The sequence below is a fragment of the Streptomyces africanus genome (genome assembly GCF_002150735.1).
Taxonomy (GTDB): Bacteria; Actinomycetota; Actinomycetes; order Streptomycetales; family Streptomycetaceae; genus Streptomyces; species Streptomyces africanus.
In genome coordinates this window covers 1-17,695 of record NZ_MUKA01000429.1, presented here as the reverse complement: position 1 = coordinate 17,695, position 17,695 = coordinate 1, and the positions used below count along the sequence as shown (strand labels likewise).

Sequence of the window (17,695 nt, the reverse complement as noted above, 5' to 3'; positions counted from 1 at the left end):
CGGCGGCGGGGCCGCCGCCGCGCGCCTTGGGGGCCGGGTGGTGGGTGTGGCCGGTCAGGAGGCACTGCTCGGAGCGCCGATAGGGGTCGTCGGGCGGGGTCGCCCGGGTACGGGCGGCCAGCAGGGCGGCCACGGCATCCCGGCTGTCGATCATCTCGGCGGGCAGTTCATGGTTGGACAGGCCGGTGTGCCGGCGCAGTTCCTCGGCGACGAGTTTGACCAGTTCGGTGTGGCCGATCCGGTGCCAGCGGCCGGCCGCGCGGATCTCGGGCTCGGCGGGCCGCCGCGTGCCGCGCACGCGCAGCAGGCGGTCCCCGCCGGGCAGGTCGTACACCCGGTGCTCGCCCGTCTCGCTCACCGGCCGCGCCACCTCCCGCAGCAGGCAGTTCAGCAGCGGCACGGCGGCGTACGCGTCGGCCCGTTCGGCGAGGCCGCCGGTGACGGGATCTTCGGCGACCGGGGACACCTGGGCGGGGTCATCATGGGCGGAGTCGTCGCCGTCGGGCGGGGGCATCAGGTCCACGCGTTCCACTCGTTCCCTGCGGTCCTTGAAGGATGTCCGGACTTCCGGGCGGAGATGATCAGTATGCGTGCCGTCGTCATCCCGCCGTGACGCCCTATTCGTACCCGAGGAGCCCGCCCGTGCACCGTTCCCCCACCGCCGAGGCCGAGGTCGCCGAGGAACTGGCCGTCGTGCGGCCCGGTCTCCTGCCGCGGTACGAGGCCGAGCTGCCCGGTGCCCGGGCGGCCGTGCTGTCCCGTCTGTGGCGTGGTCTCGCCCACGACCCGCTGCCCTGGGTCACCCGCCGTGAGCAGGGCCGGGACGGGCTGACCCTGTACCTGTCGGACGGCCGCCGCTTGCGCGGCCCGCGGCCGGATCCGTACGCGACCGGCGCGTACGTCACCGTCGTACGGCTCGACGAGGCGGAGTACGACGATCCGGCCCGGCTCGTGACGGACCTCGCCGTACCGCACTCCGCGTCCTTCGCCGCCGAACTCGGGCACAGTGTCGCCTCGTTGACGCTGTCGAGGGCGGGACAGGAGGGGGGCGGCACGGACGAGTGGCCGGAGCGCGACTGGGAGTGGGAGCAGCGGATCGTCGACGGGCATCCGTTCCACCCCACCTGCCGGTCCCGGCCCGGTTTCTCGGTGGCGGAGCAACTCGCCTACGGGCCCGAGCACCGGCCGCTGGTGGAGCTGGGGCTGGTACCGGTGCGAGCGCGGGAGTGCCTGGTGGCGGGGGCGTGGCCGCGGGAGCTGCGGGACGGGGAGCGGGTGGTGCTGCCGGTGCACCCGTGGCAGGCGGCGCATGTGCTGAAGCGGACGTGCGAGCAGTGGCGGGCCGGGCATCCCCTGATGGCGCTGCGGACGCTCGCGCTGCCCGGCGGGCCGCACGTCAAGACCTCGCTCAGTGCCCGGCTGACGTCCTCGGTGCGGGACATCTCGCTGCCCTCGGTCGCCGCGTCCGCGGTGCTGTCGGACTTCGCCGAGGCGTCGGCGGCGCACACCGACGGCCTGCTGCACATGACCCGCACCCTGGGCGCGGCGGCGGCCGGCTCCCCCGACCTCGCGGCCGTCCTGCGAGAGCCGCCGGAAACCTACGCGACGGCCGGCGAACGGGTCCTTCCGGTGGCGGCACTCGCCACCACCGGGCTGCCCCGCTCCCCCGCCTGGCTGGCCGGTTTCGCGCGCCTCGCCCTCACCGTCGGACTGCGGCTGCTGGAGCTGGGCGTGGCCCTGGAGGCGCACGGCCAGAACCTCCTGGTGATCCTGTCGCCGGCAGGTGATCCGGTGCGGCTGGTCTACCGCGACCTGGCCGACATCCGGGTCAGCCCCGCCCGTCTCGCCCGGCACGGAATCACGGTGCCCGGCCTGCCCGCCCGCATGGTCACGGACGACGAACGCACGCTGCGGCGCAAGCTGTTCGGCTCGCTGGTGGCGGGCGCCCTGGCCGGCACGGCGGGGTCGGGGGCGGCCCTCGCGCAGGCCCTGGAGACGGCCGTACGGGACCTTCCCCGCACCCCGGACCTCGCGGCGCTGCGCGCGGAGCCCCTGCCCACGAAGGCGCTGACGCTGATGCGGCTCTCGCAGACGCCCGGCGACCAGTGGGCCGACCTGCCCAATCCCCTTGCCTGAGCCTCGTTTTGGAGCACGGCACCCCGGATCAATAAGATCCGCCGATGATCACAAGAAAACGGCTGGCGGCGGGCGTCTGTGCCCTGCTCGCCGCGTTGACGGCCGGGCTCGCCCTCCCGGCCGGAGCGGCCGCCGGTGAACCCACGGGCCAGGACGCCCCCAAGGTCGACCTCGTCCTCGACGTCAGCGGCTCGATGCGGGCCCGCGACATCGACGGACAGTCGCGGATGGCCGCGGCGAAGCAGGCGTTCAACGAGGTGCTCGACGCGACGCCCGAGGAGGTCGAACTCGGCATCCGCACCCTCGGCGCCAACTACCCGGGCGACGACCGGAAGACGGGCTGCAAGGACACCGCGCAGCTCTACCCGGTCGGCCCGCTGGACCGCACCGAGGCCAAGACGGCCGTCGCCACGCTCAGCCCGACCGGCTGGACGCCGATCGGGCCGGCCCTGCTGAAGGCGGCCGGCGACCTGGACGGCGGCGACGGCTCCAAGCGCATCGTGCTGATCAGCGACGGCGAGGACACCTGCGCCCCGCTCGACCCGTGCGAGGTGGCCCGCGAGATCGCCGCCAAGGGCATCGGCCTGACCATCGACACGCTGGGCCTGGTGCCGACCGCCAAGCTGAGCAGGCAGCTGAGCTGCATCGCCGAGGCCACCGGCGGCACGTACACCTCGGTGGAGCACCAGGACGAACTCACCGACCGGGTCAACCAGTTGGTGGACCGGGCGGCCGATCCGGTGGTGACGCCGGTGCCGGCCGAGGGCGCCGCCGAGTGCACCGGGGCACCGGCGCTGAAGTCCGGGCTGTACACGGACCGGGAGGAGTTCGGTCAGCAGCGCTGGTACCGGGTGGACGTGCTGCCGGGCCAGGAGCTGCGGGCCTCGGTGAGCGTGGCGGCCGACCGGGCCGTGAACCCCGCCTACGGAGTGCTGCTGCGGGCGGTCACGACGCACGGCCGGGAGATCGTGCGCGGCGAGGCGGCGGGCGACGGCCGTACGGATGTGATCTCGACGGGACTCAGGTATCCCGAGCCCGAGCGTGACGACTCCGACGGTGACAAGCAGGCCGCGGAAACCGTGTGCCTGGCGGTCAGCCACTCCTTCTCGGCGGCCTCCGGCGTGAAGACGACACCCGGGCTGCCGCTGGAGCTGACGGTCGACGTCGTGGACGGCCCGGGCCAGGCGGGCGACGTGGCCTCCTTCGGCCTCGGCCGCGGCTGGTGGCTGCTCGGCGCGCTGATTCTCACCGGCTTCCTCGCCGGTCTCGTCTGGGGCTGGCTGTCGCGCTGGCGGGTCGCGGTCTGGAGGACCAACTGATGCGAACGGTACGTGCGTTGAGCGCCGCGCTGCTGACCCTCGGACTGGCGGCCGCGCCGGCCGCGGCCGACGCCTCGCCGAGTCCGTCGCAGGACTCCTCGTCGGCACCCACCCGGGCGGGCACCTCCTTCCGTACGGCCACGGAGTTCGAGCAGGGGCAGCGGGCCACGGCGAGTGGCTCCACGGGCGACTACCTGTACTGGTCGTTCCCCGCCGACACCGGACAGCGCCCCACGGTCAGGGCGACGGTGAAGCTGCCGGACAGCCACGCCGCGCAGACCTGGCAGATCGACGTCTACGACGGCCTGCGCCGCCGCCAGGCCTGCCAGTACGGGGCCCAGACCCGCACCGCGGCGGCGGACACGCCCTCCGTGGAGCTGGCCTGTGTGCTGCGCACGGTCCGCGCCTGGTCGGAGCCGTGGGCGAACGACCCGCTGCCCGGCACGTATTACATCCGCCTGACGGCGACCGGCGTCGCCACCTCCGACCTGGGCTTGCCGGTCGACACCGAGGTCCGGGCCGACTCCAAGGACATCGGAGGCGCGGCGGCGGTGGACGGCTCGCTGTCCGAGCCCCTGGTGCCGGGCATCGCGACGAAACCCGAGGACGAGCAGGAGAACGCGGCGGTGCTGGCCGGCCTCGAACCGGAAGACGGCTGGGCGTCCGGCTGGTGGTCGGACCGGTGGGTGTGGACGGGCGTGGGTGGCGTGCTGGCCGCGCTGGCGGGGGTCGCCGGTTACGCGCTGACGCGCGGTCCGGGACGGCCGTCACGGGTGCCGCCACCGGGCGCCTGACACCTCACCAGAAGGCCCGCGTCCCGCGGGCCTTCTTTCATGCCTCGCGGAGCGCCTTGGCGAGCGTGCCCTCGCCGCTCACCTCGACCCGGCCCTCCCGCACGGCCCGGGCCAGGGTCAGCTCCCCCCGGCTGAGCGCGGTACACGTGCCGGTGTCCAGGACCAGGCGGGCGTCCGGCTCGCCGGGGGCGGGCCCGTCGCCGTACACGGGCCCCTCCTCGGCACCGGCGCGCAGATGGAACTGCCCCTCCTCCAGGCGGACTTCGACGAGCCCCTCCCCGTCCAGCAGGCGCAGCAGGGGCAGGGCGAACCAGTGCGCCCGCACCGCGTCGGTCGGCCGCCGCTCCCCGAGCTCCGCCCGGCCCCACTCCCCCAGCGCCTGCAGCACGGGCAGCAACTCCCGTCCCCGAGAGGTGAGTTCGTAGACGTACGCCGCGCCGGGCGGGGGCAGCCGGCGGCGGGTCGCGAGGCCGTCGCGCTCCATGTCCTTCAGCCGCGAGGCGAGTACGTCCGTGCTGACGCCGGGCAGGTCCGCGTGCAGGTCGGTGTAGCGGCGGGGACCGGCGAGGAGTTCCCGGACGATCAGGAGGGTCCAGCGGTCGCCCACGACGTCGAGGGCGCGGGCGGCGGAACAGTACTGGTCGTAGCTGCGGCGAGGTGGCATGCGACGCAGTCTAGACAAGTTGTTGGACTTTCCAAGCGACTACTTGGTAAAACCAAGCAACACCAGTTGGCGAGGGGATGCAGCGCATGGAGTTCCGGCAGTCGAGCAAGCTGAGCGAGGTCTGTTACGAGATCCGCGGCCCGGTGATCGAGCACGCCAACGCGCTGGAGGAGGCCGGTCACAGCGTGCTGCGCCTGAACACCGGCAACCCGGCGCTCTTCGGATTCGAGGCGCCGGACGAGATCCTCCAGGACATGATCCGGATGCTGCCGCAGGCGCACGGCTACACCGACTCGCGCGGCATCCTCTCCGCCCGCCGCGCGGTCGCCCAGCGCTACCAGACGCTGGGCCTGGAGGTCGGCGTCGACGACGTCTTCCTCGGCAACGGCGTCTCCGAACTGGTCTCGATGGCCGTGCAGGCGCTGCTGGAGGACGGCGACGAGATCCTCATCCCCGCCCCGGACTTCCCCCTCTGGACGGCCGTGACGACCCTCGCGGGCGGCAAGGCGGTCCACTACCTCTGCGACGAGCAGGCCGACTGGTACCCGGACCTGGACGACATGGCGTCGAAGATCACGGACCGTACGAAGGCCGTGGTCGTCATCAACCCCAACAATCCCACCGGCGCGGTCTACCCGAAGGAGATCGTCGAGGGCATCCTCGACCTCGCCCGGCGGCACGGCCTGATGGTGTTCGCCGACGAGATCTACGACCAGATCCTCTACGACGACGCCGTGCACCACTCGGCCGCCGCGCTCGCCCCCGACCTGGTGGTGCTCACCTTCTGCGGCCTGTCGAAGACGTACCGCGTGGCGGGCTTCCGCTCCGGCTGGCTGGTGGTGACGGGCCCGAGGCAGCACGCCAAGGACTACCTGGAGGGCCTCACCATGCTGGCCTCCATGCGGCTGTGCGCCAACGCGCCCGCCCAGTACGCCATCCAGGCCGCGCTCGGCGGCCGGCAGTCCATCCGCGACCTGACCGTGCCGGGCGGCCGGCTGCGCGAACAGCGCGACGTGGCGTGGGAGAAGCTCAACGAGATCCCCGGCGTGACGTGCGTGAAGCCGAAGGGGGCGCTGTACGCGTTCCCGCGCCTCGATCCCAAGGTGCACAAGATCCACGACGACGAGAAGTTCGTCCTGGACCTGCTGCTGCGGGAGAAGATCCAGGTGGTCCAGGGCACCGGCTTCAACTGGCCCGCCCCGGACCACTTCCGCATCCTGACCCTCCCCTACGCCGACGACCTGGAGGCGGCGATCGGGCGGATCGGGCGGTTCCTCGGGGGGTACCGGCAGTAGGCGCGATTGTCAGCGGCGGGTCGTAGCCTTCCAGCAGGTGGGGCGAGTGCCCCGGGGCCTGTCCCGTGCCGGAGAGGAGCGCGCCGTGACCCGACCGCCGACCGCCGCGCAGCGGCGGGTCATCGACGCCGCCGACCCGGTGACCGGCCGGCTGCGCGGTACGGAGACACAGCTCGCCGCGCTGGTGAAGCGGGGGCTCGCCTTCCGGCACCCGCGGCCGCCGCACGATCACTTCCTGACGCCCGAGGGCTACCGGGTACGGCAGGGCGTCATGCAGGTGCACGAGCCCGCCACCGAGGCCCCCGCCACCGCCGGTGTGTTCGCCGCGCGCGTCGGCGGCGAGGAGGCGGCGGCGGAGAGCGGGCCGGCGCGGCGCCGTGAGGTGCACAGTGCCTGGCAGGGGCTGCTGGAGCTGCGCCGGATGACCAACCCGGACGGCGCGGTGGAGAGGCCGTGCGGCTGGGAGCGTACGCATCTCGTGCAGGCCGCCGCACTCGCCCTGGAGGCGGCCGGGCACCCCCCGGCCGGACGGGGCGACGGGGGCTACCGGGTGCGGGAGACCCCGCAGCCGGAGGCCGTCGCCGTGTACGAGCCGGACGGCGAGGCGCTGCGGACCTGCGCGGCCACCCTGGAAGGGGCAGGCTGGCAGGTGAGCGAGCACCGCGAGCCGCGCACCGGGACCCGCTATCTCCTCGCCTCGCCCCGCCGGGCGTGATGAGCATGCCAAGATCGGTGGATCGTTGCGTACGCCACGCGTGCCCGGTGTGAGAAGGGAAGCCCATGAGCGAGCCGTTTTCCGTCCCGGTGACCGTCCGCGGTTACGAGACCGACGTGCAGGGTCATCTCAACCAGAGCGTGTACCTGAACTACGCGGAACACGCCCGCTGGTCGTTACTGCGGGCCGCGGGGGTCAGCCAGTCCGAACTCATCGGCAGCGGTGTGGGCCCGGTCGCCCTGGAGACGACCATCCGCTACAAGCGCGAGCTGCTCGCGGGCGACGAGGTCGAGGTGACCTGCGCCTTCGCCTGGGGCGAGGGCAAGACCTTCCGCATCGAGCAGACGGTCCGCAAGACGGACGGCACGATCGCGGCCGAGATCACGGCGGTCGGCGGCCTGCTGGACCTGAAGACCCGCAAGCTGGTCCCGGACCCCCGGGAGCACTTCAGGAAGCTGGCGTCGGACCCGGGCCTGTTCGGACTCTAGGCCGCCTTCTTCCAGACGGTCATGTCCACCATGAGGGAGGCGAGCTCCGGCAGCGCGGTCGACTTCGTCTGGACCACGAGCAGGGCGATGTCCCCGGACGGGTGCTTGACGCAGATCTGACTGCCGGCCGCCACCGAGGCCAGCGTCCAGCGGTGGCGGTCGGCGGCGCCGAGCAGGAGCCGGCACTCGTCGAGGGAAACCGCCTCGTCGGTGAACATCTGGACGAACACGCTGGTGTCGCTCTCCAGCTCGCAGCTCGGGTTCTCGCAGTTGAGGCGGATGTCGCCCTTGCGGTCCTCTCGCCAGAGCGGCTTTTCGAAGCTGAGCGAGGTCTTCGCGTTCAGCAGCAGTGGCGCCTGCGTGATGACCTGCGGTGACTTGGACGCGGCCGGGGACGGACGGGACGCTTCCGGAGCTCCGCCGCCCGCCTCCGCCTCCTCCCCCGACGCGGGCCCGGAGCCCGAGCGCGCCCCCGTCGACGACTCCGGCGCGGACGACCGTCCGGACTTCTCCGGGCCGGGCGTCGACGGCCCGCCCGCCACCCAGTCGCCGAATCTGTTCCCCGCGTCCGCGACCACCCACGCCAGGCCGGTCAGCACCAGCGCCCCCGCCGTCACGGCCACGGTCGTGATCAGGGCGGTACGGCGTCTGCGCGCCCGTCTCTCCTGTGGCCCCGGCGGTTGTGTCTGCGGCTGCGTGACGACCAGCGGCTGCATGTGCACCCGCGTCGGGTCGACGCTCGCCGGGGAGACACGGGTGGCGTCCAGGGCCTCCGGGGAGGGGACCGTCACCTCCGGCCCCATGACGTCCCGCCACACGGCCGGGCCCGCGCCCGCGTCGGCGTCCGCGCCCAGCCGCTGCCGGCACCACTCGACGATCTCCGCCAGAGTGGCCCGGTCCTCCGGGGCGGCGGCCAGGCAGCGGGCGATCAGCGGACGGAGCTGCTCGGGCAGCAGGGACAGGTCGGGTTCGTCGTGCACGATCCGGTACAGCACCCCGACCGCGGAGCCGTCCCCGTACAGCGGCCGGCCCAGCGCCGCGAACGCCGCCGTCTGGCCCAGTGCGAAGACGTCGGTCGCCGCCGTGACCTCGCCCCCGGACGCCTGCTCGGGAGCCATGAAGTGGGGCGTGCCGACGGTGGCGCCCGTGGCGGTGTGCGAGGTGAAGTCGGCGGCCAGCGAGATGCCGAAGTCGATCACCCGCGGCCCGTCGGCGGCCAGCAGCACGTTCGACGGCTTGAGGTCCCGGTGCACGATGCCCGCGCCGTGGATGGCCTGCAGCGCCTCGGCCACCCCCGCCATCAGCCACAGCACCGCGGGCACCGGCAGCGGCCCGCGCCGGGCGACGGCCTCCGTCAGCGACGGGCCGGGCACGTACAGCGTGGCCGCCCAGGGCGGGGTGCCGTCCGCGTCGGCGTCGATCAGCTCGGCCGTGTACGCGCCCCGGACCCGCCGGGCCGCCTCGACCTCCCGGCGGAACCGCCGCCGGAAGGCCGGGTCGTCGGCCAGCTCCGGGCGCACCACCTTGATCGCCACCGGCCGGCCGCCCTGCGTGTGCGACAGGTAGACCCGGCCCATGCCGCCCGCGCCGAGCCGGGCGGCCAGGCGGTATCCGGCCACCACGGGCGGATCGTCCGCCTGCAACGGCTGGAACACGTCGGTCGCGTGGTTCATCGGTCCGTCTCCCCCTCGTCCCCTGCCCCGGTCAACGGTGAGTTGACCGAGGCAGAAGCCTAAGCGGAGTCCGGAGCTGTGTGCGCCGGTCTCACGGTGCTGCCGGGGCGTGGGGGGCGCCCGTTATCTCCTCGCCCGCCTCCATCGGGTGGGTCACATCGTGGGCGTCCCGGTCGCGCCGGCCCAGGTGGTTGAAGACCAGGTTCAGCAGGACCGCCGCGACGCAGCCCGTCGAGATGCCCGAGTCCAGGACGATCCGCGCCGTCTGAGGGAAGGCGTGGTAGAACTCCGGCGCCGTGATCGGGATGATGCCGACGGCCAGGGAGACGGCCACGATCAGGACGTTGTTGTCCTTCTCCAGGCCGGCCCGGACCAGGGTCTGGATGCCGCTGGCCGCGACCGAGCCGAACAGGACCACGCCCGCCCCGCCGAGCACCGGGCGCGGTACGACGGCGATCAGCGAGGCGGCCATCGGGCACAGGCCCATCAGCACGAGGAACCCTCCCCCGGCCGCGACGACGTACCGGCTGCGGATCCTCGTCATCGCGACCAGGCCGATGTTCTGCGCGAAGGCGCTGCACATGAAGCCGTTGAAGAGCGGGCTGATCGCCGAGCCGAGGGTGTCGGCGCGCAGGCCGGCCGCGATGGTCTTCTCGTCGGCCGGGCGGTCGACGATCTCGCCCAGCGCCAGCATGTCGGCGGTCGACTCGGTCATCGACACCACCATCACCACGCACAGGGAGAGGATCGCGGCGAGCTGGAACTGCGGGGCGCCGAAGTGGAAGGGCGTGGGGAAGCCGATGACGGCCGCGTCCGCGACCGGGCCGAAGTCCGTGGCACCGAACGGAATCGCGATCAGGGTGCCCGCGACCAGGCCGAGCAGCACGGCGATCTGCTTGACGAAGCCCCGGGTGAAGCGCCGCAGCAGCAGGACGATGACGAGGGTGCCGGCGGCCAGCCCCAGGTTGGTCGCCGAACCGTAGTCGTGCGCCGCCGGGTCGGGGCCCTGCGCCCAGCCGAAGGCGACCGGCAGCAGCGAGATGCCGATCAGGGTGATGACCGTGCCCGTCACCACCGGCGGGAAGAAGCGGACCGCCTTGCAGAAGACGGGGGCGGCGATGAACCCCAGGAGTCCGGCGACGATGACCGCGCCGAAGATGACCGGCAGCGCGTCGGACTTGTCCTCGGTGGAGGCGACGATCGCGGTCATCGGGGCGACACCGGCGAAGGTGACGCCGTTGACGAACGGCAGCCGGGCGCCGATCTTCCAGACGCCGAGGGTCTGGAGGAGCGTGGCGAGGCCCGCGGTGAACAGGCAGGCGCCGGTGAGGAAGGTCAGGTCGCCGGCGGTCAGGCCGATGGCCGCGCCGACGATCAGGGGTGGGGCGACGACGCCCGCGTACATCGCGGCCACATGCTGGAGGCCGGTCGTCGCCATCTTGAGCGCGGGGAGTTTTTCGTCAACGGGGTGGTCGGCCACGGCGGCTTCCCTCCGGTCGGTTGCACGGCTGCGCCGGATGACGGCCGTGGGTGTCAAGGAGGTGGTGCTGGTGGTCGTGCGGGACCGGACATGCGGGACGGGGTGGGTGGCCGTTCCGGGGCGCACGCGTGCACGCGCGCCCCGGAGACGACCGCCGTGGACCCCGCTCGGGTCCGCGGCCACCGGCCGGGAGCCGTCCCTCCCGGCCGGAGTCATCGGGGGGTTCAGGCCTGCGCGACGATCCTCGCCAGCCGCCGGGCCTCGTCCCGCGTGGCGCGGGCGATGGCGTCCTCGTCGGCCGTGAGCAGCCGCCCGTCCTCGACGATCTGCCGGCCGTTCACGAAGGAGGCGGTGACCGGGGCCGCCGCGCCGAAGACCAGGGCGGTCACCGGGTCGGCGATGGAGGCGTGGGCGAGCGTGTCCAGCTTCCACAGCACGAGGTCGGCGAGCTTGCCGGGCTCCAGGGAGCCGGTCTCCGCCGCCCGGCCCAGCACCTGGGCGCCGCCGTACGTGCCGAGGCGCAGCGCCTGACGGGCGTTCAGGGCGGCCTCCTTGTGCGCGCCGAGGCGGTTGATGAGGAGGGCGTTGCGCAGCTCGGTGTGGAGTTCGCCGGACTCGTTGGAGGCGGTGCCGTCGACGCCGAGGCCTACGGGCACGCCGGCCGCGAGCATGTCGGGGACGCGGGCGATTCCGGCGGCGAGGCGGGCGTTGGACGACGGGCAGTGCGCGACGCCGGTCCTCGTCCGGGCGAAGGCGGCGATGTCGGAGTCGTTCATGTGGACGCAGTGCGCCATCCACACGTCCTCGCCGAGCCAGCCGGTGGACTCGAAGTAGTCGGTCGGGCCCATGCCGAACAGTTCATGGCAGAACTTCTCCTCCTCCACGGTCTCCGAGCCGTGGGTGTGGAGCCGTACGCCGAGACGGCGGGCCAGCTGGGCGCCGTCCCGCAGCAGTTCGGTGGAGACGGAGAAGGGCGAGCAGGGCGCGACGGCGACCTGGGTCATCGCGTCGAAGGAGGAGTCGTGGTGCTGCCGGACGGTGTCCTCGGTGGCGGCCAGCGCGCCGTCCAGGGTCTCGACGGCGAAGTCCGGTGGGAGGCCGCCGTCCTTCTCGCTGCGGTCCATGGAGCCGCGGGCGAGGGTGAAGCGGACGCCCATGTCGCGGGCGGCGCCGATGATCGCGCCGGACAGGTCGCCGGAGCCGTGCGGGAAGACGTAGTGGTGGTCCATGGCGGTGGTGACGCCGCCGCGGGCCATCATCGCGAGCGAGCCCTGGGCCGCCGCGCGCACCATCGGCTCGTCGATGCGAGCCCAGACCGGGTACAGCGCGACCAGCCAGTCGAAGAGGTTGTGGTCCGTGGCCAGACCACGGGTGATCCACTGGTAGAAGTGGTGGTGGGTGTTGATCAGTCCGGGGGTGACGAGGTGGCCGGAGGCGTCGATACGGCGTACGACGTTCTCCAGGCCCTCGGGGGCCGTGCCCGCGCCGAGCGACTCGATGCGGTGGCCGGCCAGGACGACGTGCCCGGAGGCGTACTCGGTGTCGTGGGCGTCGACGGTCGCGATCGCACAGTTGTCGATGACGATGCGCTGGGCTGCTGCCATGGTTCGTCCTTTGCGCTGGGGTGGAGGGGCACGGCAGGACCCGGGGAGTTTGAGTGCCGTGGCCGAGGAGAGGGGTTCCCCGGCCACGGGTGCCGAAAGAGGGAACGTCAGCAGGGACGTCAGAGGTTGGTGAGGTCCACGGGGATCTTCGCCTCGCAGCCGTCCCGGAGGACGGTCGCCTCGATCAGGCCGTAGGGGCGGTCGGCGGCGAAGTACACCTCATGGTCGTTCTTGAGGCCGAACGGCTCCAGGTCCACCAGGAAGTGGTGCTTGTTGGGCAGCGAGAAGCGGACCTCGTCGATCTCGCTGCGGTTGTCGATGATCCGCGCGCCCATCTGGTACAGCGTCTGCTGGAGCGAGAGGGAGTACGTCTCGGCGAAGGCCTGGAGCAGGTGCTGCTTCGTCTGCTCGTAGGACGCGTCCCAGTCGGGCATCTGCTGCTCGTCGGCGGACCAGTTGAAGCGCCAGCGGCCGGTGACGGAGGTCGCGAGAATCCGGTCGTACGCCTCCGGGAGCGTGGTGTACTTGTCCTTCACGTAGCCCCAGAACTCGGAGTCGGTCGAGTTCAGCACGGTCAGGTCCGTGAGGCCGGAGACGACCTCCCAGGCGTCCGAGTCGTACGTGATCTGGGCGAGCCGGGTCTCCTGGCCCTTGCGGACGAAGGAGTGGGCGCCGGCACCGGGCGTCTCGATCCGCTCCCAGGCGTACTCCTCGATGCGGATCCGGGCCTGGCGGATCGGCTCCTGCGAGGTCACGAAGTGGCGGGCGAGGTGGATGCCGAACTGCTCGGCGGACTCGATGCCGTGCTCCTTGGCGAACGCGTACACCGTGTTCTTGGTGGTGTCGGTGGGCAGGACGTTGGCGTTCGAGCCGGAGTAGTGGACCTCGTCCATGTCGCCGCTCAGCGACACGGAGACGTTCAGGTCCTTGATGTGGTGGGTGGCGCCCTCCCGCGTGATCTTGACGACTCGGTTCTCGGCCTTGCCGTACTGGTTCTGTCCCAGGATCACAGGGCGGGCAGGGCGGGAATGGTCTGCCATGAGTAGCTAGCTCCCTCGGTATACGGAGTAGCCGAACGGGTTGAGCAGCAGCGGTACGTGGTAGTGCTCCCCGGGCGTCACGGCGAAGGTGATCGCCACCTCGGGGAAGAACACCGCACCGCTGTCCCGATTCGCGGGGGCGTCCTGCTGCGGATCGGCTGGCTTCTTCTCGAAGTACGGCTCCACCGCGAAGTCGAGCCGTACGTGGGTGGTCCCCTCCGGCAGGGCCGGGAGGTCCTTGCACCGTCCGTCCCGGTCGGTCGCGGAGCCGCCGAGCGCCTGCCAGTCGGCCTCGCGCCCCGAGCGGGCGAAGAGGTGGACGGCGACGCCCTCGGCGGGGCGGCCGACGGACGTGTCCAGGATGTGCGTGGACACGGAGGCGGTGGCGGAGGTGCTCATGCTGCGGTCAGTCCTCTTCGACGAGTCGGGCCAGGCGGATGCGGTTGATCTTCCCCAGTTCGGTGCGGACGATCTCCCGCTCCCGCTCCGGCGTGTTGCCGATCCGTTCCCTGACCGCGTCGCGCATCTGCTCGCCGCTCCGGCCGGTGGCGCAGATCAGGAAGACATGGCCGAACCTCTCCTGGTAGGCGAGGTTCAGCTCCAGCATCTCCGCCTTGAGCGCGTCGGAGGCGCCGGCCATGCCGCGCTGTTCCCGGGCCGACGCGGGGTCGCCGGGTTTCGGGCGGCCGATGGGCGGGTGGCCGGCCATCGCCTCCGTGAGGTCCTGCGCCGTCAGCTCCGCCATGGCGGCGTCGCTCGCGGCGTAAAGCGCCTCGGGGGTGGCGTAGGGGCGGGCGGCGAGCAGGCGTTTCGCCCACGCCGTGGAGGCGCACGCCTCGTGGAGCGCGGTGAAGGCCGCGTGCTCCTCGAGAGCGTTGAACCGGGCCAGGCCCGGCGGCATGGAAGTGGACGTCACGGGAGCCTCCGTGGCCGGTACGGCCTTCGTGCTGAACGGGCGTGCCGATAGCTAACGCCCTCCCGCGACAGCCCGTCAACAGTTTGTTGAAAATTCCGCGTGACGAAACCGGGCGTGAGGGGTCAGGCCCCCTTCTCGCGGTTGAGGTAGTTGTAGACGGTGAAGCGGCTGACACCCAGGGCGCTCGCCACGGTCTCCACCCCGTGCCGTACGGAGAAGGCGCCGCGCGCCTCGAGTATCCGCACGACCTCCTGCTTGGCCTTGCGGTCCAGGTCGGCCAGGGGCATGCCCTTGCGGCGCTCCATGGCGGCCAGGATGTGATCGAGGGAGTCGGCGAGCTGCGGCAGCCGTACGGCGACGGCGTCGCGGCCCTCCCAGGACAGGACGACGTCGTCGGGGCCGGCCTCGTCGGCCGGGATCATCTCGCCGCCCATGGCGTCGACCAGGGGCTTCACGGCCGCGATGAACGGCTCGTCCCCGGCGCCGCTCACGCCTCGTCCTCCTCGATCACGTTGACCTGGAGGGAGACCCGGGTGGCGCCCGCCTCCAGGGTCTTGCGGAGCAGCGCGTCCACGGCGGTGAGCACCGCGTCGGCACCGCCCTCGGCGGTGTTGCCGAACGGGCCGACGTCCACGGCGTCCAGTTCGGCGGCCTCCACGACCTCGCGGGCGACCAGCGCGTGCGCGGGTGCCTCGTCGAGGTCGAAGGGCTCGGTGGTGAACTCCACTCTCAGTCGCATGCTGCCCCCAGAACCGTCGTGACCCGAGCGACCCTAGCCGACGCTTTTTCGCCTCACCTTCAGTGTCGGCGACCGCACTCCCGGGCCGGAAGACCGAACGCACCGAGCGGACGCCCGGATGCGCCCTCCCGCCGCCCGCCCCGTGGGATCCGCCTCCGTCCCCTTGACAAGCCACGACCCCCGACGGCAGTCTTCCGGTAAGCAGAAAGAAACTTCCACAATGCGAAATACAGCGGAAGGGAGCGCGGCCCGATGGGATTCGCAGACCAGCGCTTCAACGTCAACCTGTCGATCCTCTTCACGGAACTCCCGCTCCTGGAGCGCCCCGCGGCCGCCGCCGCGGCCGGCTTCACGGCGGTCGAGCTGTGGTGGCCCTGGATCGACTCGCCCACCCCTGAACAGTCCGAGCTCGACGCGCTGAGGAAGGCCCTGGAGGACGCGGGCGTCCGGCTCACGGGCCTCAACTTCTACGCCGGCCGGCTGCCCGGCCCCGACCGCGGCGCCCTGTCGATCCCGGGTGAGGAGTCGGAGAGGTTCCGCGCCAACATCGACGTGGCGGCCGGCTTCGCCGCCTCCCTCGGCTGCAAGGCGCTCAACGCGCTGTACGGCAACCGCGTGGAGGGCGTGGACCCGGCCGAGCAGGACGCGCTCGCGCTGGAGAACCTGGCGCTCGCGGCCCGGGCCGCCGACAGGATCGGCGCGGTCCTGCTGATCGAGGCGCTCAACCAGCCCGAGTCACCGTCGTATCCGCTGGTGTCGGCACCGGCCGCGGTCGGCGTCGTCGACAAGGTCAACGCCACGACGGGGCTGGGCAACGCCCGCTTCCTCATGGACCTCTACCACCTGTCCATGAACGGCGAGGACCTGCCGCGGGTGATCGAGCGGTACGCCGCGAGGACCGGCCACGTCCAGATCGCCGACAACCCGGGCCGCGGCGCCCCCGGGACGGGCGCGCTGCCCCTCGAAGACCTCCTCGACCAGCTGACCAAGGCGGGTTACGACGGCTGGGTCGGCCTCGAGTACAAGCCGGGCGACCGCCCGAGCGCCGAGGCCTTCGGCTGGCTGCCCCGCTGACCCCCGCACCGAAAGGCATCCCCATCATGAGCAACCTTCCGAAGATCGCCTGGATCGGCCTCGGCATCATGGGCTCCCCCATGTCCGAGAACCTCGTCAAGGCGGGCTACGACGTCACCGGCTACACGCTGGAGCGGGAGAAGCTGGACCGCCTCGCCGCCGCCGGTGGCACCGCCGCCGGTTCGATCGCCGAGGCCGTGCGGGACGCCGACGTCGTCATCACGATGGTGCCGGCCTCCCCGCAGGTCGAGGCCATCGCCTACGGCCCCGACGGCATCCTGGAGAACGCGAAGTCCGGCGCCCTGCTGATCGACATGTCCTCGATCACCCCGCAGACCTCGGTCGACCTGGCGAAGGCGGCGAAGGACAAGGGCATCCGCGCCCTGGACGCCCCCGTCTCCGGCGGTGAGGCCGGCGCGATCGAGGCCGTGCTGTCCATCATGGCCGGCGGCGAGCAGGCCGACTTCGACCAGGCCAGGCCGATCTTCGAGGCGCTCGGCAAGACCATCGTGCTGTGCGGCCCGCACGGCTCCGGCCAGACCGTGAAGGCCGCCAACCAGCTCATCGTCGCCGTGAACATTCAGGCGTGCGCCGAGGCAGTGGTCTTCCTGGAGAAGTCCGGCGTGGACCTGAAGGCGGCCCTGGACGTCCTGAACGGCGGCCTCGCCGGCTCGACCGTGCTGACCCGCAAGAAGGACAACTTCCTCGGCCGGGACTTCAAGCCGGGCTTCCGGATCGACCTGCACCACAAGGACATGGGCATCGTCACGGACGCCGCCCGCAACGTCGGCGCGGCCCTGCCCGTCGGCGCCGTGGTCGCCCAGCTGGTCGCGTCCCTGCGGGCGCAGGGCGACGGCGGCCTGGACCACTCGGCGCTGCTGCGGGCCGTGGAGCGGCTCTCCGGCGCGCAGCTCTGACACCCTCCCGACTCTCGTACGCCGGGTCTCCCCCCCCATACCCCGGGCGGTGCCGCCGCTGACATGTCCTGTCGCGCCCAGAGGGGCGGCGCCGCCCGGCCCAGCCATGCCCGAGCCGAACTCCAAGGACCTGAACTCCCTGACCGCGCCCGACCGCCCGGGACGACCCGGATGAGGGGTGGTCGCCCCGTGGGCACGGACGCGGGCAGGGTACGGACCGCGGCGGAGTGCGAGCCAGTGCGGTGGTGCAGGACCCGGACGGGCTTCTCGACCTGAGGGAAACCCGCCCCGGACTCCGTCGCACCCGCCGCGGTCCCAGCACCGGCACAACACCAGACCCCGTCCGGCGGCGCGAACGTCCTGTCGCGCCCAGCCTCGCGCCGTCGGACGGCCGGCCCCTGCCCGGGGTGCGGGACCGGCCCCGCGGCAGCAGCCTGAAGGCATGGCACAACCAACCGAGCACCCGCATGTCGTGGTCCATCCCCCCGCCCTGGACGGATCCCGCCGGGTCACCCTGGGCGAGGAGCCCCTGGGCGTCGCCACGCACACCGACGACGTCGCCGAGATCCTGCGGCTGGCGGACCTCTACGTCACCGACGTCGCCGAGAGCGACCTCGTCGAGTGGCAGGGCGGCGGGCCGGACGACTGGCCGGGGCTGTCGGAGCACCACGAGGCGTGAACACGCCGCTCGTGCGCGTACGGCACCGGTCGTACGCCGTGTACGGAACCCTCAAATGAACCTCTGAACCCGGCCCCGGGGGCTTCAACCGCCCCCGGGGCCGGGCACATTCTCGGCACACGGGGCCCGCCGGCACGGGGGCGGCGGGCCCCGTGTGCCGAG

General features: G+C 72.5%; 18 protein-coding genes and 1 pseudogene. 9 read left to right on the top strand and 10 right to left on the bottom strand.

The genetic code is table 11. The features are described 5' to 3' along the window. A pseudogene (locus tag CCL05_RS38770) lies at nt 1-532 on the bottom strand (IucA/IucC family siderophore biosynthesis protein); the annotation flags it as partial. Nucleotides 533-642: 110 nt separating this feature from the next. On the opposite strand from CCL05_RS38770, the gene CCL05_RS38765 reads away from it, so the two are divergent. Genes CCL05_RS38765 through CCL05_RS38755 form a run of 3 tightly spaced genes read left to right on the top strand, consistent with a single transcriptional unit; the run spans nt 643 to nt 4,249 of the window. Beyond that, the gene (locus CCL05_RS38765; RefSeq protein ID WP_086565311.1) at nt 643-2,136 is read left to right on the top strand and encodes an IucA/IucC family protein; all 1,494 of its coding nucleotides are present in this window, start codon (nt 643-645) and stop codon (nt 2,134-2,136) included. A 44-nt stretch (nt 2,137-2,180) separates the two neighbouring features. After that, a complete protein-coding gene (locus CCL05_RS38760; protein WP_086565310.1) occupies nt 2,181-3,455 on the top strand; it encodes a VWA domain-containing protein in 1,275 nt (424 codons plus the stop codon). Beyond that, nucleotides 3,455-4,249 (top strand): hypothetical protein, encoded by a 795-nt coding sequence (locus CCL05_RS38755; protein ID WP_086565309.1) that lies wholly within the window; start codon nt 3,455-3,457, stop codon nt 4,247-4,249. The genes CCL05_RS38760 and CCL05_RS38755 overlap by 1 nt, the downstream gene beginning before the upstream one ends. A gap of 37 nt (nt 4,250-4,286) precedes the next feature. Here CCL05_RS38755 and CCL05_RS38750 read toward each other — a convergent pair whose 3' ends face one another. Next, the gene (locus CCL05_RS38750; RefSeq protein ID WP_086565308.1) at nt 4,287-4,913 is read right to left on the bottom strand and encodes a winged helix-turn-helix transcriptional regulator; all 627 of its coding nucleotides are present in this window, start codon (nt 4,911-4,913) and stop codon (nt 4,287-4,289) included. Nucleotides 4,914-4,999: 86 nt separating this feature from the next. Between CCL05_RS38750 and CCL05_RS38745 the strand changes: the two genes are divergently transcribed. The 3 genes from CCL05_RS38745 to CCL05_RS38735 all read left to right on the top strand — a co-directional run bounded on the left by CCL05_RS38745 (nt 5,000) and on the right by CCL05_RS38735 (nt 7,411). After that, nucleotides 5,000-6,208 (top strand): pyridoxal phosphate-dependent aminotransferase, encoded by a 1,209-nt coding sequence (locus CCL05_RS38745; protein ID WP_086565307.1) that lies wholly within the window; start codon nt 5,000-5,002, stop codon nt 6,206-6,208. A gap of 85 nt (nt 6,209-6,293) precedes the next feature. After that, nucleotides 6,294-6,923: a hypothetical protein gene (locus CCL05_RS38740; protein WP_086565306.1), complete on the top strand. Its 630-nt coding sequence runs from the start codon at nt 6,294-6,296 to the stop codon at nt 6,921-6,923. 65 nt (nt 6,924-6,988) lie between these two features. After that, on the top strand, nt 6,989-7,411 hold the full coding sequence (locus CCL05_RS38735) for an acyl-CoA thioesterase (protein ID WP_086565305.1): 423 nt from the start codon (nt 6,989-6,991) through the stop codon (nt 7,409-7,411). Here the strand turns inward: CCL05_RS38735 and CCL05_RS38730 are convergent. The 8 genes from CCL05_RS38730 to CCL05_RS38695 all read right to left on the bottom strand — a co-directional run bounded on the left by CCL05_RS38730 (nt 7,408) and on the right by CCL05_RS38695 (nt 14,863). Beyond that, nucleotides 7,408-9,084, bottom strand: coding sequence for a serine/threonine-protein kinase (locus CCL05_RS38730; protein ID WP_086565304.1), 1,677 nt, complete (start codon nt 9,082-9,084; stop codon nt 7,408-7,410). The two genes, CCL05_RS38735 and CCL05_RS38730, sit on opposite strands and share 4 nt — an antisense overlap. Nucleotides 9,085-9,175: 91 nt before the next feature. Beyond that, nucleotides 9,176-10,564, bottom strand: coding sequence for a nucleobase:cation symporter-2 family protein (locus tag CCL05_RS38725; protein ID WP_086565303.1), 1,389 nt, complete (start codon nt 10,562-10,564; stop codon nt 9,176-9,178). A 224-nt stretch (nt 10,565-10,788) separates the two neighbouring features. Continuing rightward, complete coding sequence (locus tag CCL05_RS38720; protein WP_086565302.1) at nt 10,789-12,168, bottom strand: 8-oxoguanine deaminase; 1,380 nt, start codon at nt 12,166-12,168, stop codon at nt 10,789-10,791. 119 nt (nt 12,169-12,287) lie between these two features. Then, nucleotides 12,288-13,208 (bottom strand): factor-independent urate hydroxylase, encoded by a 921-nt coding sequence (pucL, locus tag CCL05_RS38715; RefSeq protein WP_086565301.1) that lies wholly within the window; start codon nt 13,206-13,208, stop codon nt 12,288-12,290. Nucleotides 13,209-13,214: 6 nt separating this feature from the next. Beyond that, nucleotides 13,215-13,607 (bottom strand): hydroxyisourate hydrolase, encoded by a 393-nt coding sequence (gene uraH / locus CCL05_RS38710; protein WP_086565300.1) that lies wholly within the window; start codon nt 13,605-13,607, stop codon nt 13,215-13,217. Between the two features lie 7 nt (nt 13,608-13,614). After that, nucleotides 13,615-14,124 (bottom strand): 2-oxo-4-hydroxy-4-carboxy-5-ureidoimidazoline decarboxylase, encoded by a 510-nt coding sequence (uraD, locus tag CCL05_RS38705; RefSeq protein ID WP_086565299.1) that lies wholly within the window; start codon nt 14,122-14,124, stop codon nt 13,615-13,617. A 122-nt stretch (nt 14,125-14,246) separates the two neighbouring features. Next, a complete protein-coding gene (locus CCL05_RS38700; RefSeq protein WP_086565298.1) occupies nt 14,247-14,615 on the bottom strand; it encodes a helix-turn-helix domain-containing protein in 369 nt (122 codons plus the stop codon). Beyond that, entirely contained in the window at nt 14,612-14,863 is a 252-nt protein-coding gene (locus CCL05_RS38695; protein ID WP_010039055.1) for a YkoF family thiamine-binding protein, read from the bottom strand. Before CCL05_RS38695 ends, CCL05_RS38700 begins: the two co-directional genes overlap by 4 nt. Before the next feature lie 252 nt (nt 14,864-15,115). Between CCL05_RS38695 and CCL05_RS38690 the strand changes: the two genes are divergently transcribed. The 3 genes from CCL05_RS38690 to CCL05_RS38680 all read left to right on the top strand — a co-directional run bounded on the left by CCL05_RS38690 (nt 15,116) and on the right by CCL05_RS38680 (nt 17,533). Beyond that, entirely contained in the window at nt 15,116-15,937 is an 822-nt protein-coding gene (locus CCL05_RS38690) for a TIM barrel protein (RefSeq protein ID WP_086565297.1), read from the top strand. A 26-nt stretch (nt 15,938-15,963) separates the two neighbouring features. Next, the gene (locus CCL05_RS38685; RefSeq protein WP_086565296.1) at nt 15,964-16,854 is read left to right on the top strand and encodes a 2-hydroxy-3-oxopropionate reductase; all 891 of its coding nucleotides are present in this window, start codon (nt 15,964-15,966) and stop codon (nt 16,852-16,854) included. A gap of 442 nt (nt 16,855-17,296) precedes the next feature. After that, nucleotides 17,297-17,533 carry a hypothetical protein gene (locus CCL05_RS38680; RefSeq protein WP_086565295.1) on the top strand — a complete coding sequence of 79 codons (237 nt, stop codon included), beginning with the start codon at nt 17,297-17,299 and terminating at the stop codon, nt 17,531-17,533. Nucleotides 17,534-17,695: the final 162 nt, after the last annotated feature.

Coding starts and splice junctions, on each gene's coding strand:
- CCL05_RS38760 (WP_086565310.1), top strand. CDS start 2,181: ATGATCACAAGAAAACGGCTGGCGGCGGGCGTCTGTGCCCTGCTCGCC.
- CCL05_RS38755 (WP_086565309.1), top strand. CDS start 3,455: ATGCGAACGGTACGTGCGTTGAGCGCCGCGCTGCTGACCCTCGGACTG.
- CCL05_RS38750 (WP_086565308.1), bottom strand. CDS start 4,913: ATGCCACCTCGCCGCAGCTACGACCAGTACTGTTCCGCCGCCCGCGCC.
- CCL05_RS38745 (WP_086565307.1), top strand. CDS start 5,000: ATGGAGTTCCGGCAGTCGAGCAAGCTGAGCGAGGTCTGTTACGAGATC.
- CCL05_RS38735 (WP_086565305.1), top strand. CDS start 6,989: ATGAGCGAGCCGTTTTCCGTCCCGGTGACCGTCCGCGGTTACGAGACC.
- CCL05_RS38730 (WP_086565304.1), bottom strand. CDS start 9,084: ATGAACCACGCGACCGACGTGTTCCAGCCGTTGCAGGCGGACGATCCG.
- CCL05_RS38720 (WP_086565302.1), bottom strand. CDS start 12,168: ATGGCAGCAGCCCAGCGCATCGTCATCGACAACTGTGCGATCGCGACC.
- pucL (WP_086565301.1), bottom strand. CDS start 13,208: ATGGCAGACCATTCCCGCCCTGCCCGCCCTGTGATCCTGGGACAGAAC.
- uraH (WP_086565300.1), bottom strand. CDS start 13,607: ATGAGCACCTCCGCCACCGCCTCCGTGTCCACGCACATCCTGGACACG.
- CCL05_RS38695 (WP_010039055.1), bottom strand. CDS start 14,863: ATGCGACTGAGAGTGGAGTTCACCACCGAGCCCTTCGACCTCGACGAG.
- CCL05_RS38690 (WP_086565297.1), top strand. CDS start 15,116: ATGGGATTCGCAGACCAGCGCTTCAACGTCAACCTGTCGATCCTCTTC.
- CCL05_RS38685 (WP_086565296.1), top strand. CDS start 15,964: ATGAGCAACCTTCCGAAGATCGCCTGGATCGGCCTCGGCATCATGGGC.
- CCL05_RS38680 (WP_086565295.1), top strand. CDS start 17,297: ATGGCACAACCAACCGAGCACCCGCATGTCGTGGTCCATCCCCCCGCC.